The organism is Hahella sp. NS-SX17 (assembly GCF_057367735.1).
Window position 1 is genome coordinate 4120812 of sequence record NZ_CM170632.1, and the last position, 20273, is coordinate 4141084.

Sequence of the window (20273 nt, forward strand, 5' to 3'; positions counted from 1 at the left end):
TAATAGAGTGCATTATCAAATTCACTTTTAGAACCTAAGCATCATTGGAGGAACAGCCATAATCACGAACCTTGCACCTTGCAATGCCATAGCAGCACCAACCCCACTCAGTACAACTTTATCATATGTAGAAAGAGGAGATCTCAAGTTCCTGTACATTGATCTTCTACCTGTCCAATATGCTCGATATTTTCTACTCATTGAAGTTAATGGCACACCTCGCATATTGCTCCTCTCATCATCATCGTCGGTATAAAAGATAACCCCGTCACTGTTAAAGAAGTAAACTTCAGTGCCCTGCACACTTGTTGGTGCGGGAAAAAATCCTATCTCTCTTGACAGGCCAAACTTTCCATATGCTGAGTCATAAGCTTTCATTTGCGCAGTCCCACTTGCAATTCCGCTTATTGACAGTGGCTTAACTTCAGCATATCGCTTATTTTGTATATCCAATATATCTGGTTTCAGAAAATCGCCAAAGTAATTATGAACCATAGGAGCGTCACATTTCGTTGTAGGCGACATAGCCCATGCACGATACTCATCACATACATAATCATCTACCGCCTGTCCGAAGTTAGACTCATAGGGGCTTGGAACATATCCTGTTGGGTCAGAGTAAAACAGAGGGTCGCTTAAAACATAAATATACTTATTTAATGTCATAGGGAAACGATGATTACCTGCCCACGTATCCATCTGCGTAAACCGCCCCAGGTTCTGGTCGTAATACCTCGCCCTCAGGTAGTACTGATCCAATGACGCATCGTACTGCTCTCCGGTATACAGGTAGCTGTTTGGGGTGTCTCCTTCGCTGTGCAGCAGGATGCCGAAGGCGTCGTAGTGGTAGTTGTCGGTTTGAGCGCCGGTCTGGTTTGTTAAAGAGCGGACGGAGCCTTGGCCGTCGTAGACATAGTAGCTGACGTCGCCGGCTCTTGCCTGGCTTAGCAGGTCGTCGCCGTAGACGTAGCTGACTTGTTTCGCGCCGTTGACGACTTCTTGCAGCACTTGAGCGTAGTCGCGGTTCTGGTCGACGATAAAGTCGGTGGTGGCGCCGCTTCCCGCTTTCCGGGTGCGAATGCCGTCTGGGTTATAACCGAAGCTGGTGGTCTCGCCCGCTTTGGTTACCGCGAGGAGTTTGTTCTTCGCGCTGTAGGTGTAACGCGCCGTGACCAGACCGTCTTCGGTTTCCGTCAGCGTATTGCCGTTGGCGTCATACGCGTAGGTGACGCCGCCCTGTTGCGTCAGGCGGTCATTGTCGTCATAGCTGTAGGCGGTGTGCACGCCGTCGATGATGCTGTAGATGCGGTTGCCGACCTTGTCGAAGCGGTATTCCGCGTTGTAGTCGCCATTAACTGGATCGCTGATGGCGTCATGCGTCAGGCGATACAGGGCGTCGTAGGTATAGGTCGACACCCGGCCGTTGTGCAGCTCTTCGATTTGCTCCCGTCTCCCCGTGCTGTGCAGGGTGTAACGGTAGTCGGCGATGACATTGCCCGCCGCATCCGTCGTGGTCTGACGCGTCAGTCGGTTCAAGGCGTCGTAGACATAGGTGGTGGTTTGGCCGTTGGCTTGCATCACGCTCTCACGGTTGCCCACCGCATCGTAGGCGTACAGGGTTTCGCCGCCTTGAGGATCGATCACTTTGCTCAGGCGGTTTAACGCATCGTACAGGTAGGTCGTCGTTTCCGCTTTCCCCTGATAGGTGACGGTGGCGGAGGTTTTATTGCCCGCCTTGTCATAGCTGTAGCTAAGCACCGCGCCAGTCGGCTGAGTCTCTTCCACCAATCGGTTCAATGCGTCGTATTGATAACTCGTCGTTCCCAGGGAATTCGTCGCAGTGAGACGAGCGCCAATGGCGTTATAGGTAAAGGTTTCGACCTCGCCGTCTGCGTAGTCGATGCGGCTCACCTGATCGTTCACATTGTAGGTATAGACGGTCGTCTGACCATTAAAGTCGGTATGGCTGAGCAACCTGCCAGCGTCGTCATAGCTGAAGGACTCCACCTGTCCCATCGGCAGCGTCCGCGTCAGCACACGGCCCATGGCGTCATAGGTCCAGCGCGTTGTGCGACCTTCCGCATCCTTCTGCGTCAGCTTATTGCCGGCCTGATCATAGGTGAAGGAAGTGACGTTATTCAGCGCATCCGTCACCGCAATCAGACGGCCCAGCTTGTCATAACCGTACTGGGTCACTCGACCGGCTTGATCGATACTGCTCAGACGGCGACTAAGAGCGTCGAAGGTTTCCTGCAGGCTTGAGCCGTCATGGAACAGGGTTTTAACCCGTTGATCCAGGATGTTGTACTCATACGTCGTCGTATGGCCATTCGCATCCGTTTCACTGATCAGGTTACCGTCCGCGTCGTAGACGAAGCTATGGCGCTGATTCAGGGCGTTGATCACGGCGGTGCGACGACCTGCCGCGTCATATTCGTAGTGAGTGACGTTACCTTTGGCGTCCGTCTCGGACTCAACCTGTCCGGCGGCGTCATAGGTCACGCTGGTGAACGAGCCATCCGCCAGCTCAGTACGAACAACGCGATTCAGTTTGTCATAGGTAAAGCCAGTGACCCGCCCCAGACGATCGGTTTCCGTCAGGACATTGCCTTCCACGTCGTAGGTTTTGCTCTCCGAAGTTCCATCCGGATAAGTCATCGCCAACAGACGGCCATAGACGTCGTACTCGTAATCTGTGCGACGCCCCTGCGCATCGATGGTGGCGATTTGATTGCCCGCGAGATCATACTCGGTTTGCGTGGTAGAGCCGTCAGCATACTGGGTCTCGATAACCCGGTTACGCGCGTCGTAGACGTAACGAGTGGTTTCATCAACCTTGACGCCATCCACCGTACGCTTGCGGGTTTCCGACAGGACATTGCCGTTGTCGTCATAGGTGTAGATAGTGCGCTGCTCCAGCGCATTAACCTCGGTAAGCTTGTTCCCGTCCTTGTCATAGGTGTACTGGGTTTCATTGCCCAGGGCATCCTTGGTCTTCTCCACCAGACCGTCTCGATTCAGTGTATTTTCAGCGACATTCCCCAGCGGGTCCGTGACCGACAACATGTTGCCGATAGAGTCGTAGACGTTAGTAAAAGCGTCCCCGCTCGCGTCGGTAATCGTGAGTTCCTGGCCGCGGGTGTTGTAGGTGAACGAAGCCGTATTGCCCAGTTCATCCGTTTGCGTCAGTTGGTTATTGCGCTCATCAAATGTCGCGGAACTGACATAACCAAGAGGGTTTGTCTCACTTAACTGGTTGCCGTGATCATCATAGGCATAGGACCAGGTATGGTCTTCCGCGTCGACCTTGGAGGTGACATTGCCGTGATCATCGTAATACAGGAAGGTCGTATTGCCGTTACGATCCGTCACGACGGACTGACGTCCTTCGATATCATGGTCAAACTCAGTACGGTTGCCTTCGGAGTCTTCCTGCGCCATCAGACGACCTGCATCGTCATAGATGTTTTTGACTATCGTACGGCCCAGCGGATCAATGATATCCAGCAAACCGTGAGAGCGGTTGTAGGTATAGCTGGTCTGCGCCGCCATGGGGTCGGTGCTGGCTTCCAGATCACCGTTGAAGTCATAGGTATAAGTCAGCTCGTTTCCATTAGGATCGGTCATGCTGACAATGCGACCTTGGCTATCACGAGTAAAACGCACCGCCTTACCGCTGGAGTGGAAAATCCCATCGTTAGTGTAAGTCAGGGTGTGGCCATTGGGATCGACCACTTTTTCTATGCCAACGCCTTGCTTCAGGTAATATTTGTAGCCGGCCTGAGTGGTTAGCAGGTAGCGGCTGGGGTCCAGAGCGCGGGAAAATGTGTCATTATCCACCAGCTTGCCATTCACATAGCGGCCAGACGCATCATCCAACGCTTCCAACGTGGACGCCGTATCGCCAACCGGCTTAAACGCCAGCTCAACATCCTCCATTGCCGTATAGGTATTACAACGAGGAGAAGCGGAGACTTCAAAGCGCTCAACATCGCCGTCCGGCAGCGTCACCGTCACCGTCGGCGCGCCCAGCGGCTCAACGCAGAAGTCGAGAATCAGACTGAATGGACCGCGCTTGTATTGATTTAACGCCCAGAGGCCGCCCAGAGTGCGTGATTCCTCAATCTTCACATCCTGATAGCCCAGACTCCAGCCATAACCAAAGTCCAACGCCTCAGAGCGACGGCGGCTGTCGTAGGTTCGCGTCACCCGAACAGGCATACCCGCCACAGGAATATTCAGGTCTTCCAGAGTGATAGAGAAGTTGCCGACCTTCAGGTCGCCCTCTACAGCGATCACTGTATTGGCGGTGGCGCTCAAGCCGTTTACGTCTTCAGCGTACAACACAACATCGTACTGACCGTTAAGCAGCAACGAGGGATCAAAGGTGGCGATTTTTGCCTCGCTTACATTTTCACCGCCTTGAGCAATCACTTGCCAGGCCTGCTGTGCCCGTGGCGAAAGCATGACTTTATAAAGCGCCAGATTCGCATCCTGCACTGAGCCAATCACATCCGTTGGCGCAGTGATGGTCGCATCCTGAGTAGGCGCGCTTAAACTCACCATGGGCGCGTTCTCGTCAGCGACGTCGCGGACCGCGTAGCGCGCGGTTTCAATCACCGTATCCACGCCATCCGTCACGCCAACTTCGATGGTATGTACGCCAATAGTCTCTGCGTTAACAATCACTTGACCGAATTCGCCTATCGACGTCTCCAGCCCATCCAGCCACAAGGCGATGGTCGGGGCGCTTTGACCGCCATCCACAAACACGTTGATGGAAAGGGTATCGCCAGGATTAACGAATTCGGGGGAGACAACGACCGTCGCCGTCAGGGGCTTAACTTTCTGAGTGACGTTAATGCTATAACTTTGCAATGATCGTCCGGCGCCATCTTCCGCATAGACAACCACATCCTGGATGCCAACCTGATCAGCGCCCGGCGTCCAGCGCAGCGCGCCGTCGACGGCGACAGACATGCCGACAGGCCCGGACATTAAGCCATATGAAAGGGTATCGCCATCCGCGTCCGTCGCTTGTATCTGATAGCTGTACTCCCGGTCAACCGACGCCTGATCGAAGGGACGACTGACGATAACGGGATACGCATTCGCATCATTCGCCGCAACCGCCTGCAACGTAAAGCGCTGCACAGCGCGCGCCCGGCTATCGCTAACGATCACCGTGATCTGGTATTGGCCTTGCTGCTCTGCTGAGGCCGACCAGCGAATGGCTCCCAACTCATTAATTGTCATGCCGGCTGGCGCATTTTCCAACTGATAAATCAGCGTATCGCCATCCGCATCGCGAGCGGTTACCTCGTAAAGGTATTCCACTCCAATGCGAGCAGGAGAAGCAGGGATACTATCAATGACCGGCGCAGTATTCGGCGCCAAGGGGTCAATCACGACCACCCCAAACGTCTGCAGAAAGGCCGCTCCTCGGGTGTCTTCAGCGCGCAGAACGACTTCGTGAGCCTGACCTGCCTGCGCCAGAGAGGGCGTCCAAGTAATCACGCCATCAGCCAGAGTCATGCCATTAGGCGACTGACTCAAGCTCAGAGTAACCGCATCGCCATCTTGGTCCACCACTCTAATAACATAGACATAACTATCGTTCGCCGCCGCGCTCAAAGGGGGCGCACTGGTAATCGCCGGCGCGTGATTCGCCCCTTGGTTGACGGGCAAGTTCAGGCTCTGCGTTGCGTAACCGCCCTTACGATCATGCACTTCAATCTCAGCGCGCGCGGTCTTACCGGCCCACTCCGCAGAAGGACGCCACGTGAATAGCCCTGTATCGGAGATAGTCATGCCCTCTTCGGAAGCCAACAGGCGATAATCGAACTCGGTATCTGAGTCTGCATCATCGACAACAACCTGATATTCATATTGCTGGCCAACGTATACAGAGCCATTCGGCGAGGACACAATGCGAGGCGCGTGGTTGAGCAGATACCCCCAGTTAACATCAATTACAAAGTATTGCTTACGCACCGCGCCCTTTGCATCGATCGCGCTGATTTCCGCTGACTTTACGCCAATGTGCCGTTCTTCGGGCGTCCATTGCACCAAACCAGTATGACTATCGATGGTCATGCCGTCCTGTTTCCGGCTTAAAACGTAAATCACCTCATCGCCTTCTGGATCAACCGCCTGAGCTTGATACTCGTATTTGAAACCATGTTTGGCGGATGTGACTGGTGTAGAGGTAAACTCGGGCGCCAGGTTATCGGGACTGGAGACAACCAGGGAGACAACCTGTTCAGCCTTGGCGCCGGATAAATCGGTGGCGCGGACTCGGAAAGAGTAGCTGCCTTCTATTGGATTCTTAACTTTCAGCAAGCCTGAATAGCGCCCAATCGACACATTGCCCGGCGGATCAATCAATTCAAAGGTATGACTATCGCCGCTGTCCACGTCCTGGACACTGACCTGCATATCCGTATAGACCCCGGCCGTCGCCTCAATAATGGTGGCGCTGACAATGACAGGAGCAGAGTTCTCTTTCTGCAAAGACAGTGCGTAGACCTGGGAATCAGACAAGCCGGCTTCATCTGACACAGACGCCCGAATAATCGCTGCGTACACTTGATTATTGTTAGTCAAACACTCAGGAAAACTGCCGTCTGTAACGACTTCCGCCAACAAGTCGCCGGTTAATCCGTCTATATTCGCTGGGAAGCTCAGGTTCAGCGCCTCACTGGCGCTTAATTTTGCAATAGTCTGCGAACCAAGCAGCTCTTTGTCGCCGCCAGGCGCAAGATGGTACAGGTTAACATTGAAAGCGGTATTTACGGGTTTGCGACCACGGTTTTTGACCGTCACAGAGATAGCGCCGCCATCCAGTCGCAATCCGTATACCGTCAAATCCGCTTGGCCTACGCCGGGCTGATCTGGAAATACATTGGCCCGGAAGCTGTTATGATCCAACCAGCTTTTTGTGGGATGCACAGGAACGCTTAGATCATTATTGATGTTATTAACGTTGTACGCATGCTGGTTCCAGATGCTGCGCGTCCCCACCCATGAATCCGTGGCGTCTTCAATGACATGCAACCCTTTGTTGGTCACATCAAAGAAGCTATTGCTGACGGCAATAATTTCCGCATGGTCATCGTGATCAATATCCGCAATAACAGGATATTCGTGTGCGGTCACACTGACATTTTCAATTTCGTAAATGACATCGCCACTGACGCCGTCATAGACGCGCAAGTAATACTCATCCCCATACACAATCTCCATGCGTCCGTCATCATTGAAGTCAAAAGCGGAAGACGCGGTTACGCCAGAGGACTGGTCCCAGGTAGGCTGGCTCCAGACAATGTCGCCATTGGCGTTGTAGACCGCGTAGCGGGTCTTGCCGGCGACGCCGATTTCAGGAACGCCGTCGCCATCCAGATCGGCTACAACCGGTGGGCCGCCGTATCCGCCGCCCTCAATTTTCTTATCTTTCCAGATGACACTGCCATCATGGTTATACAGAGAGAGATAGCCGTCATAAACGTTAACGATTTCAGGGAAATCATCGCTATCGAAGTTTCCTAACGCTGACGTTCCCTCGTCGTTGGTGATAATACGTTTGCCAGTGTGGTCATAGATGGTAGGGCCTGCGATCAGCTCCATATCGCCGTCCAGGTCGATGTCCGCCGCATAGGTGAGCGGACCGCTATGGTTCTCCCCCTGGGGATTGCGGCCAGAGCGCGCTTTACCCAGCCATTTAAGATTGCCTTGGTTATCATATAGCGCGCGCCCCAGAATAATATCCGGCGAACCGTCCTGGTCCAAATCCGCAATGGAAGGTCCGCCCCACTGGGCTTGCTCCAGCGTATCCGCCCGCCATTCCAACTCACCTTCATGTGAGACTGCACTCAGCTTACCGGCAACATCTATGATGACAATTTCCGTCGTCCCATCGCCATCCAGATCCGCCGCGGCCATTGACCTTAGCGGATAGGGCCTGACGGATTCTGAGGTCCAAATATGCGTCCCGTCTTTGGCCCAAATGGCGCGCAGAAATCCCGCGTTTTGGTAACCAGATTTCCTGAAAGACTGGAAAATAATAGCGATATCATCTTTATCATTCAGCTTGCCATCGCCATTTGTGTCATAGAGCGGTACGGCAAGAGGGGTATGCATGACCTGGTTATATTCGTCATGAGGTATGGACTCGCCGTCCAGTGGCCAGGACCACTTAATAACCGGATCAAGCGTTCGCAAGTCTTGTGGGTCTGCTGCGCAGTAACCATTATCATCCGCGCGGTTATCCACGTAGCGCTCATCACCGAGCCAGGTAATAAGACCAGACTTGGGCTGAATGCTCATTCCAGCAGGCTGATTGACTAAGGCGTAGGTAAGTTTGTCGCCTTCATTAGGGTCTGTCGCCTCTACATCATAGGCGTACTGCAGTGTCGTACTGGCGGTTAATACAGGCGCACTCACAATCTGCGGCGGCAAGTTCTTAGCAATGGACAAGGTCAGCGTTTGTTGAGTTGTAGCGCCGCGAAGATCTTCCACTTGCACGACGATGTGATAATCGCCTGCAGCCAGGTCGCCAATGTTGGCGATCAAACGGCCGGTCCGTGGGTCAATGCTCAGGCCTTCAGGACCGGACACCAGTGTAAAGTGGTGAGCGTCGCCGATGTCCGCATCGGTGGTTTTAACTTGGAAGTTGAGCGTCTGACCGGCCTGATGTTGCAACTCCGTTTCGCTAGTGATGACAGGGTCGGCATTGCGGTCTTCCACATTGATGGCAAACAGACGCGTGTCCGAAAGGTCGCTGGCATCGGATACGCGCAACGAAACCAGGGCGGCGCGCGCCTGGTTATTGCGAATGTCGCACTCTTCCACCACTTGGCTGACCGCCATGGTTACATAAATATCGTCGGTCAGCAGGTAGTCGTACACGCCCAGACTGAGACGAGCGGTTTCTCCGCTGGCCAGATGGGTCAGACGCTGCGTTCCCAACAGATCGCCGTTCTCCGGCGCGCCTACATAAAAGGACACATCCACCGGCGCGCTGACGTCCGCCAGGCCACGGTTCGATAGGGCTACGCTAACTTGATACACATGGTCCGCCCCTGCTTTCAGCGCGATAGCGCCCAGGCGCAGATCGGGATGATTAACTTGGGCGCCAGCGGTTGAACCATTGCTGTCCGTGCTGACGTCGCCGATATGGGTGACGTAACACTGGCTGTTCAGTTCTGTAACGGACTGCACATAGTCTTGCGGCGGCGTCCAGCTGATCTGGCCGCTGGCGGTATCGATGGTCATGCCTTGCGGGGCTTGATCCAGATGAAACGCCAAAGCGTCGCCGTCCGGGTCGGTCGCGTTTGCCGTGTAGACGTATGTCAGCCCTTCCGGCGTAACGGTGAGCGGTTCGCTGGTCAGCACTGGCGCGTCATTCACGGGGCGTACTGTCAGCGTCACTGTCGCGACGGCGGAGTCAGACAAACCATCATTAACACGGTATGTGAAAGAATCAACGCCATTGAAATTGGCGCTTGGCGTATAGCGCAGCGTAGGCGCTTCGCCGCTCAGCGTGCCGTGGGTCGGGCCTTCAAGTACGGAGAACGTCAGGCTGTCGCTGTCAATGTCAGCGGCTTGCAAGGTCAGATCGATAAAGTCGTCTTCATCCAGCGTCAGTTCGAGTGATTGCGCGACAGGAAGATCGTTAACAGGTGTGACGGTGATGGAAATTGTAGCCTGTTCAGACTGGCCCTGACCGTCGCTGACGGTAAAGATAAAGGCATCGTCACCATGGAAGTTGGCTTTAGGCGTATAAGTCAGTGTTGGCGCATCGCCCGTTAGAACGCCATTAACAGGTTGACTTTCCAAGGTGAAAGTCAGTGCGTCCGCATCGTTGTCCTGCGCAGTCAGCACAATCGCCAGAGTCTGATCTTCCGCAACCGTCAGCGCTTGATCGTTAGCGGAAGGCGCATCATTCACTGGAACAACTGCAATATTGACGGTGGCTTCATTGGATTCAACGTCGCCGTCAACCAGCTTGAAGCGCAAACTGTCCTGCCCATAGAAATCGGCGCTAGGAGTATAGGTAATCGCTTCGCCCTGTTGTGCGATAGTCCCATGTTGCGGGGCCTGAGTGATAACAAACTCCGCTTCGCTGGAGATGTCTCCCGTCGCCTTCAGCGTAAAATCGATCGACTGATCTTCTTTCGTGCTGACGTCCTGATCCTGTGCAACGGGTGGCTCAACCGTCGCTTCACCACAGTTCTCCTCGCCCAGATACTTGAACGTGAGATAGCCTTTACCGTTGAGCTTGTATCCCGTGATCGCTATTTTGGCGAAGGTCGCCGCCTGGTAAATCCGGTTAGCGCCGCCGCCCTGCAGATCGCCCCATACCGGTACGATAATCTCTTTATTCAGCAATCCGTCCATGGCGGTGCGTACGGCCTTGCTGTTCTTCACGCCAGGCACGGCGCTGATCCAGTCCATGCGGTTCAGAATGCGGTCCTGCGCATCCAGCGGATTGATATAGGTATCGGCGTTAGCGGAGGTGAGAGAGTTCACCAGATCGCTCTGCTTGACGCCGCCAGTCCAGGACAGCCAGATGAAATTCCCTTGATCCATACCGGGATACAGGGTCACTGTTTCTCCAACTCTGGAGGGCAACGAGCCATAATCAAACGTGATGGGATAAAGCTGGCATTGCTCCGGCTTAGGGGGAGTGGTCTCAGGCAAACGCCCTGTAAAAGGAACCCAGTTGATCTGCATCTCCCCGTACCAGGCCTTGGCGAACAGATGGCCGCGAAGTACGCCCTGGGGCTCAATCACCACAGCTTGCGGCGCCAAAACAGAACCTTCCACACCGATAGACTGAAGCTCCAGTACCTGCGCTTCAAAGAAATTGAAAACGACTTTGTCGGCGACGTTCGCCAAAGACTGCAGGCTCATGCCGGACATGCCGGTTTGCTGGCCATCAATATTAAAGATATAAGTCGCGTCGGCCGGCGCGCAGGAAAGATCCACTTCAAAGGTATGCGCTGGGAAAACCTGTTCGCCGGAAATCTGGAAGACTTGCAGATGACTGTCGCACGCCGCCGTCAGATAAAGCCCGCCCCACTTGGACTCTACCTTGCCATTGGCTTTCAACTTGGATAGATCTTGCGACAGCTGCTCTAAATAGGCCTGCGCACTTGGAAAGTCGACGGAGGGCGTCGCTCCGCCCTTGATCTTGGCGCCTTGGGCCATGCCATGTCGCACAGCATCGCCAATGTCTTTGACGGAGCCGGCGGCGATCACATTGCCGTAGTAAACGCGCCCACTGGGAAACTTGATATCGCCCCCGGCGATTAATACGTCGCCCGCCTCAGACGCATTCAGCTTATCGCCTACGCTGTAGTTATTCAGGGAGATGTCGCCGCCAGCAGCGAGACGACCTTCCACATCGGAAGACAATGCCAGGAACTCATCGAACACCAAGGCGTTATAGCGCTGTGCGGGTCCAAAGTCTTTGGCGGAAACCTGAAAGCTGAACAGACCGAGAAAGACGGTCGAGAGAAAGGAGGCGACATACTTAGTCATTTAACTATCCTGATTACATCCTGATCGTGGGGCGGTTCACAACGCCCTGACTAGGGGGCAAACCGAGCGACGGCGCGATTATACGGATATAAAACGACTTAAATAGTCACCAGTTAAACTTTTTTTAACTTTTTACAAAATATAATCCAATCGGATGAGCGAATCGCCAGACACAATTTTCCCAGCTCCAGGAAATTTACGGAGCCCAAGATTCGCTCATCAATCCCAAAATAAGGGTATACAATGAACAACTTATGGTTAACCCATAACCACTTGTGAGTTATCCAGACTAAGGATTGAAATAACAACAAAGTGAGGAAGACGATGCAAATAGGCATACCCAAAGAGAGTAGACCTCATGAAAAGCGTGTGGCGGCGACGCCCAAATCGGTTGAGGAGTTGATCAAACTGGGGTTTTCGGTGTCGGTTGAGGCCGACGCCGGCTGGCTGTCCAGTTTCGGCAACGGGATGTATGAGGAAGTCGGCGCCAAGATCGTTACAAGAGAAGAAGCCTGGGGAGCGGATATTGTCCTCAGAGTCAACGAGCCCAATGACGAGGAAGTCGAACTACTGAAATCCGGCGCCACCCTCATCGGATTTATCTGGCCCTCCCAACACGGGGAATTACTACAGAAACTGGCGCAACGTAACATCACCGTACTGGCGATGGATTCCGTCCCCCGCATCTCCCGCGCCCAGTCCATGGACGCGTTAAGCTCAATGGCCAACATCGCCGGTTACAGAGCGGTGGTAGAAGCGTCTCACCACTTCGGTCGTTTTTTCACCGGACAAATCACCGCCGCCGGCAAAGTGCAACCCGCCAAGATTCTGGTCATCGGCGCCGGCGTTGCGGGATTGGCGGCGATTGGTACGGCGGGGAGTCTTGGCGCCATTGTGCGCGCCTTCGATACACGCCCGGAAGTGAAGGAGCAGATTCAAAGCATGGGCGCGGAGTTTCTGGAAGTGGACATGGAAGAAGAAAGCTCCAGCGGCGACGGCTACGCCAAGGTCATGAGCAAGGCGTTCATTGAAGCGGAAATGAAGCTGTTTCTGGAACAGGCGAAGGACGTGGATATCATCATCACCACCGCCATGATACCCGGTAAACCGGCGCCTAAACTCATCACTGAGGAGATGGTGAAAGCCATGCGCCCGGGCAGTGTGATCGTCGATTTGGCGGCGCCCAACGGCGGCAACTGTGAACTCACCCAACCTGGAGAGATGGCGGAGATTCATGAAGTCAAAATCGTCGGCTATGTCGACCTTCCCTCGCGACTCCCCACTCAGGCCAGCCTGTTGTACAGCAATAATCTGGTCAATCTGATGAAGCTGCTGTGCAAGAACAAAGACGGAGCCGTCGACATCAATTTTGAGGACGAAGTCATTCGCGGTGTCACAGTCGTGAAAGACGGCGAAATTACCTGGCCGCCGCCTCCGATCAAAGTCAGCGCCGCGCCGCAACAGCCGAAGGCGGCCTCCGCCCCGCCTCCGCCCAAGTCCCAGCCGATGTCGAGCTCCTTCAAACACGGCCTGCAGGCCGCAGGAGCCCTGGCGCTGCTGTGGATCGCCAGCGCCGCGCCGTCGGAGTTTCTATCTCACTTCACCGTTTTCGTGCTCGCCTGCATTGTGGGTTACCACGTCGTCTGGAGCGTCACCCATGCGCTGCACACGCCACTGATGAGCGTCACCAACGCCATCAGCGGCATTATCGTCGTCGGCGCGTTACTGCAAATCAGCAGCGACAGCCTGTTAGTGACCTTTCTGGCCGCCGTAGCGACGCTGATCGCAACCATCAACATCGTCGGGGGATTTGTCGTCACCCAACGCATGCTGAAAATGTTTCGGAAATAGGAGGAGCGACTCATGTCATACAGTGTAATCACCGCCTCCTATATCATTTCCGCCGTGCTGTTCATTCTCAGTCTGGCGGGTCTCAGCAAGCAGGAGACTGCAAAAACCGGCAACCTCTACGGCATTATTGGCATGGCGCTGGCGTTGCTGGCGACTATCGCCAGTCCACAAGTATCTTCAGTCTGGCTGATCATCCTGGCCATGGCCGTCGGCGCCGTGATTGGCGTTAAAGTCGCCTTGAAAGTGGAAATGACGCAAATGCCGGAGCTGGTGGCGATCCTGCACAGCTTTGTCGGTCTCGCCGCAGTTCTGGTGGGCTACAACAGCTACCTGGAGCATGGACCGCTGAGCGGCGCGCTGTTAAGCATTCATCTGACTGAGATCTTTCTGGGCGTTTTTATTGGCGCAATCACCTTTACCGGCTCAATCGTCGCGTTCGGCAAGCTGCGAGGTTCTGTCAGCTCCAAAGCCCTCATGCTGCCTCATCGCCATAAGATCAATCTGGGCGCGGGCGTCGTTTCCTTCTTGCTCATGCTGTATTTCGTCAAGGCTGGCGGCAGCGGTTTCAGTCTGCTGCTGATGACATTGATCGCCCTGTTTATCGGCTGGCATCTGGTGTCATCCATCGGCGGCGCGGACATGCCGGTCGTCATCTCCATGCTCAACTCCTATTCAGGGTGGGCCGCGGCGGCGGCGGGTTTCATGCTGTCCAACGACCTGCTGATCATCACTGGCGCCTTGGTAGGCTCTTCAGGGGCGATTCTCTCCTACATCATGTGTAAGGCGATGAACCGTTCTTTCATCAGCGTCATCGCGGGCGGTTTCGGTAATGATCCCGCGCCTGAAGACGCTGATGCGGAGTATGGCGATCCTCAGGAGATTAATGCGGAAGGCGTGGCGGACATGCTGAAAGGCTCGCACTCGGTGATCATCACTCCCGGATACGGTATGGCGGTGGCGCAGGCGCAGCATCCAATTTATGAGATCACCCAAAAGTTGCGTGAGCATGGCGTGGAAGTGCGTTTCGGCATTCATCCCGTGGCGGGACGTCTTCCCGGTCATATGAACGTATTGCTGGCGGAGGCGAAAGTGCCCTACGACATCGTTCTGGGCATGGATGAGATCAATCAGGATTTTCCGGAAACGGACACCGTGCTGGTGATCGGCGCCAATGACACCGTGAATCCCGCCGCTTCGGAAAACCCTGGCAGCCCTCTGGCGGGCATGCCGGTACTGGAAGTGTGGAAAGCAAAAAACGTTATCGTATTCAAACGCAGCATGAACGCAGGCTATGCCGGCGTTCAGAATCCGCTGTTTTTCCGCGATAACGCTTTTATGTTGTTCGGCGACGCCAAAGCCAGCGTCGACGCCATTTTAAAAGCTATTTGATGTAGATGACGGAACTCAGCAGGTCGCCATGTTGAGACCTGCTGAGTTCGATCGCTTAAAAACGCGACTCGGCGATGGACAGGTAAATATCCACCTGGGACTCCGGGCTGTCGGGGCCCATGAAACGCCTGTCGTACAGCTCAAAGTCCGGGCCATCGACCCTTTCCAGTCCGCTGTCCGGCAAATCGCGGGAACAGGCTTTGCGAAATGTCGCATTAAGCCCCGCCACGGGCCCCGTGTGAGTCAGCACCGCATAGCGAGCCGCCGCTACCGTGACCGAAACCATACCCTCTGGAACTGGCGTTCCCTTCTTGACTTCTACGCCCGCAATATAACGAAACTCACCGTCCTCCAGCGGCAGGCACAGCCCGTAAGACACTTCATGATTAACTCTGCCGCGAATCTCATCCTCCCTGGGCAAATAACGCCCCCACAACATAGGGATAGAGTCTCTGACGTCGCTGCTGCGGTACTCCATACCAATAAGGGTGAATGCAGGAAGCGCTTTGACTTGCGGCGCCACCGCCGCGCCTTGCGTTGATTTCATATTTATGTTCTCCACGATGGGTTGCTTCAGGTAAATCAGCAATTCATTGAGAAGTTTCCGTTTGTCTTCAATCTCCTGCTCCAACGCCGTGGCGTGTCCGCACAGTTTATTACGCAAAACATGTTCGTCGCTTAAAGCGCCCAGCTCCTTTAGGCTGCGAATGTTTTCCAGCGGCACACCCATGTCGCGCAGCCATAAAATGCGCTGCAGCTCGTCAATTTGCGACGGCGTGTAATAGCGATAGCCATTTTCGCGACCGTAAATCGCAGGACAAAATACGCCGGCGCTTTCGTAATGACGCAGCGTCTTGGTGGTGACATCGAATAAACGGGCCATCTGCCCTATCGTCAGCATGTGATTTCTCAACTCCGTCAATGAATGCTCGCATACAGCGTGAAGCTTGCCCCAAGGGGAAGGTCAAGCCTGGCCCACAAACAACAAATCCCCCCTTAGCTTTTATATATCAAATCGCCCTCATCCCAAAGCACTAATAAAACACCCTATTTGGCTTAATGATAGCTTTAAGTAGATGCTTTATTTTATTGATTTATAGAGCAATAAGCGCCGTATCTCCGTCCGTCAAAGCAAAGATGATTTATTGGAGGAATTCCAAATGCATTTAAACAACATCACTCGCATTCTGTTGCTGACCGGAGCCGTATCTCTGGCTGGTTGCGGCGGCTCTGGCGGGAGCGGCGGAGATAACGTCGCTGACGACGGCGGAACCACTACCCCTTCCGATTGCCAGATGACGGACTTGGACAAGCAATTGCTCAAGGCGCACAACGAGGCCCGCGCGCAAGCGCGTTCCTGCGGCGATGAAAATTACGGCAAAGCTCCTCCACTGACCTGGAATTGCAAACTCGCCGCAGCCGCCGGCGCCCACAGCAAAGATATGGCGGACAACAACTTCTTCAATCACACCGGCTCAAACGGCCTCAGCGTAGGCGCGCGCGTAAAATCACAAGGGTACTTCTATCAACGCGTAGGAGAAAACATCGCCGCCGGATACGGTTCCGTCTCGCAGGTCATGAAAGGCTGGCTGGACAGTCCAGGTCACTGCGCCAATATCATGAGCAAAGGTTACACAGAAATGGGGGCCGCCAAAGTCGACGCATCCGGCGCGGACTACCCTTCTTATTGGACGGCGGTTTTCGGACAGAGATAACATTCATCACGCCAACGTCGTCACAGTAAATTCATAACGAAACAGTTTTTCGGCGAAGCATATTAATAATTAGGCCAAAAGCACTAATTTAATTTAATGTTTTTGGCTTAATGAACCACTAATGGATATGTTTTATCCTCTTAATCTCTCTATTTATATCTCTCTAATCATCTGTTTTTAAATGCGATATTTCAGGCATCGCTTCATTATCATTCGTTTACGAATAGTTTGTTAAGTTTGATTTAAGACAGTAATTCAATAACACATAAGTACACAAATAATTACATATAAACTGGAGTGACTTCACATTTTATAATTGTTGTCACGCCGCTTATAGCTCGCGTTTATACACCAACGTAATATTGCGGGCTTTTTGATCAACGCCAATGTAGAAAACGAGGAAATAAGATGTTGCGGTTTCATCCTTTAGCCGGATCGATACTCCTGGTAAGCGCCATCGCTTTGACCGGCTGCGGGTCTGACGACGACGCCAAGATCGGCGGTAATAACAGCGGCGACAACAACGGATCAGAAGTTGACGGCGGAACAACCTCCGGCGGAAGCGATACCGGAAACGGCGACACTAATAGCGACGACTCCAATAGTACCGGTGACGCCAACGACGGCGAGTCTGATGGAGACAGCGCAACGGGCGGCGACTCCAGTGGCGGTGACTCTGTTGATGGAGGCGCAGGCGGCGATGACGACGACGCCAGCAGCGACAGCGACGATACCAGCGACGGAGATGACGCCTCTGACGATAGTTCCAGTGGGGACGATACAGGCAGTGATGACGACACAGGTAGCGACGACTCTGACGACGATAGCTCAGGCAGCGACACCAACCAGGCCCCCACTATTTCCGGGACTCCCAGCCCATTAGCCAAAGAAGGCGAGCCCTTCAGCTTCACCCCCACTGTTAACGATATAGACGGCGATACCCTTACATTTCAGTTAGTGAACGGCCCATCCTGGATGAGCATCAACACTAACACCGGCAAAGTTACGGGCTCACCCAGCGCAGATGCCCTGGGCATGGCGAAAGGCATTGTCATTCGCGTATCCGACGGAAAAAAAAGCGCCGACTTGAAGTTTGATCTGGAAGTCACCTTCAACCCCGTAGAGCAGGCTATTCGCACAGGCAATGCAATGGTTGTCGAGAACAGCCGCGATCTGGCGTCCGCCGCGTTACAAACCATAGAGAACAACCGCAGCCGCTACGATCAAGCCCGCGTCGATCTATTCCAACTGAATACCGATGGAACCGCCAAAGGCGATAGCCTCACCGCCATTGATTGGGACCCCACTCATGACGCGGCGCAGTTAACAGCAACATTCGGCGAGAACGAAGCGATTTTAATATCCAATGCCGCCAACGAAGGAAAAGCCGTTTATAACCGCGGTTTTGGCGTCATCGGCGAAGGCGACGCCCGTTACCTGGTTCTAGGCGGCAACCCCATGCGCGATCGCGGCAGCGCCAATGAGCAAATGCATCAGTTCATGCAGAACGCCATCGCGTGGCTGACCGGTAGAAATAACTTCGACGCCCAGCCTCTGAAACTGGTCATGGCGCAGATGGATGAAAGCTACTGGTTTCATGACGCCAGCGGCGTGCGCAAGTGGCTGGATCAACGCTACGACGAGAACGTCAGCTACAACGCACAAGGAGATTGTGATGGCGCCAAGCTGGCTAACTGCCTCAATGACAATCCCGACCTGCTGATTATTTCCCAAAAAAGCGCAGAGGCGGATGTTGACGTCGTCACTGCTACGGTAGCCGCCGCCATGGCCAAGGGAACGCCGGTGCTGTATCTACATTGGGACGGTAACTTAACCAGCCTGGGCGGCCAGCTTTTCACACTGTTTGACGTGTCCTACCAAGAGGACAACTACTGGAAAAGACTGTATCTGAGCGGGTATGACTCCACCGGCGATATGGGCGAAATCCCAGAGAGCGTTGCGCAAGTAAAAACCATGCTGACCCACTTTGAAAGCGAAGACTACGCTTTCGACTGGTCCGCCTGCGATGGCGAGAACTGCTCCGCCGTCAGCGGCCTGAATGCCGGTTTCTTTGACGGCGCTGACGAGGTGCGCAGCATCATGTCCAACCTGGACAAGAGCAAAACGGATATCTTCGCCAACGAAGGTAAACGCTACCAGAAGTTGCTAGCGTTGTTGGGCGACCACTACCGCGCCAGCGCCACCTATCCTATGGACAAGATTACGACGGAAGATAATGCGTTCCTGAAATCACTGTACGCGGACTACTCGGTCTACAACTACCGCGCACTGAATCCTGCGCAAAAGGACATGGGGAACTTTAGCCGCAGCAACTTCGACCATGTCTCCCCCGTCACCAAGACCATAGACATGGAAAGTAAGCGTTATTTCCGCGCTGCCGGCGTTTACGCTCTGCCTGGCCACACAATCAAGGTGACTCGCCTGGACAGCGCTGACGTGGCCACCTCCATCTTTGTCAACACACAGCGTTCCGGCGCCACCCATCAGTTTGAGAAGAACGGCTATACCCGTCCGAAATTCCTGCAGACGCCGAAGTTCAGTATAAAGTCAGGCGAGAGCATTACCTTCACCTCCACCTACGGCGGCCCGGTGCAAATTGAGTTTGGGAGCAACGGCAAAAACGTTTCTTTCCGCTTTGAGAATGTTGGCGAGCATCCCTTCTGGAACGGCGAAGAAGACAACGCCAGCTTTGAACAGGCCCTGGCCCAGGGCGATTATGACTGGGCTGAACTGGTGACGCCCGGCTTCGAGGTGCACTCCAAACTGGACAAAATGCGCAAGTCCATGCAAGACGAAAACTGGAAGACCGGTGCAGCTCTGGCGGCGGGGACGATGCGTTACATTCATAACTTCCCCCACGTTCTGGCGGGCTTCAAAGGACCCGGCATTGATGTCGTGGCGGAAATTCACGACTTCGCCTCCTCACATAACCTGGATATCGAGCACATCGATATCGTGAAGCACATGAACGCGGATCAGGCTACCTGCGGTTATGGCTGTTCCGGCAACCCCTATGACGCCTACTGGGAATTCAGCCCTATCGGACACGGCGATATTCACGAGCTGGGACATGGCCTGGAGCGCGGCCGCTTCCGTTTCCGCGGCTGGGATGGACATGCCAGCACCAACCCCTACTCCTACTACTCGAAGTCACACTATTACCTGGATACCGGCGGCAGCCCAAGCTGTCAGTCCCTGCCTTTTGAAAGCATGTTCAACGTGCTGCGCGACTCTGTCAGCAAATCCGACCCCCAGGCCTATGTACAAAGCCAGACTTTAACCGGATGGTCCAACGGCGCCGGCATCACCATCCAGATGATGATGACCGCTCAGGGCGAAGGCAAACTGAATGATGGATGGAACCTGTTACCCAGACTGCATATCCTCGACCGTAACTTCAACGCAGCTTTAGCTAGCGAAGAGGCTTGGTCAGCAGCGAAAAGCAACCTTGGCTTCTCTCAATACAGCCTGGCGGAAGCAAAAAACATCAACAGTAACGACTGGATGACGATCGCGGTTTCTTACGCGACCGGACTGGATTTCCGCGATTACCTGACGATGTGGGCGCTGCCGTTCAGTGATAAGGCCTCTTCCCAGGTCGCGTCCTTCAGCCTGCCTGTTGCTCCGAGGAAATACTATGTCTCTGGCGGCGACCAGTTCTGTTATGGCCTGGATAAGCCGAGCATCTTAGTAGACGGCGTGCAAACCTGGCCCAGTCTGTAAAAATCTTCCCCACCAACGTGGTAATTGTAA

6 protein-coding genes are annotated in these 20273 nt (G+C 54.2%); 4 read left to right on the forward strand and 2 right to left on the reverse strand.

Annotated features, from left to right (window positions below):
• Window positions 1-27: 27 nt before the first annotated feature.
• On the reverse strand, window positions 28-11544 hold the full coding sequence (locus AC2IBB_RS18315) for an Ig-like domain-containing protein (protein WP_486328202.1): 11517 nt from the start codon (window positions 11542-11544) through the stop codon (window positions 28-30).
• 324 nt (window positions 11545-11868) lie between these two features.
• Between AC2IBB_RS18315 and AC2IBB_RS18320 the strand changes: the two genes are divergently transcribed.
• Together AC2IBB_RS18320 and pntB are read left to right on the forward strand one after the other, a co-directional pair.
• Entirely contained in the window at window positions 11869-13395 is a 1527-nt protein-coding gene (locus tag AC2IBB_RS18320; protein WP_486328203.1) for a Re/Si-specific NAD(P)(+) transhydrogenase subunit alpha, read from the forward strand.
• A gap of 12 nt (window positions 13396-13407) precedes the next feature.
• Entirely contained in the window at window positions 13408-14784 is a 1377-nt protein-coding gene (gene pntB, locus AC2IBB_RS18325; RefSeq protein ID WP_486328204.1) for a Re/Si-specific NAD(P)(+) transhydrogenase subunit beta, read from the forward strand.
• Window positions 14785-14839: 55 nt separating this feature from the next.
• Here pntB and AC2IBB_RS18330 read toward each other — a convergent pair whose 3' ends face one another.
• Window positions 14840-15685, reverse strand: coding sequence for a MerR family transcriptional regulator (locus AC2IBB_RS18330; RefSeq protein ID WP_486328205.1), 846 nt, complete (start codon window positions 15683-15685; stop codon window positions 14840-14842).
• Between the two features lie 259 nt (window positions 15686-15944).
• Here AC2IBB_RS18330 and AC2IBB_RS18335 point away from each other — a divergent pair, with 259 nt between their 5' ends.
• Both AC2IBB_RS18335 and AC2IBB_RS18340 read left to right on the forward strand, forming a co-directional pair.
• Complete coding sequence (locus tag AC2IBB_RS18335; protein ID WP_486328206.1) at window positions 15945-16499, forward strand: CAP domain-containing protein; 555 nt, start codon at window positions 15945-15947, stop codon at window positions 16497-16499.
• Between the two features lie 408 nt (window positions 16500-16907).
• Window positions 16908-20243, forward strand: coding sequence for an ImpA family metalloprotease (locus AC2IBB_RS18340; protein ID WP_486328207.1), 3336 nt, complete (start codon window positions 16908-16910; stop codon window positions 20241-20243).
• The last annotated feature ends 30 nt before the right edge of the window (window positions 20244-20273 follow it).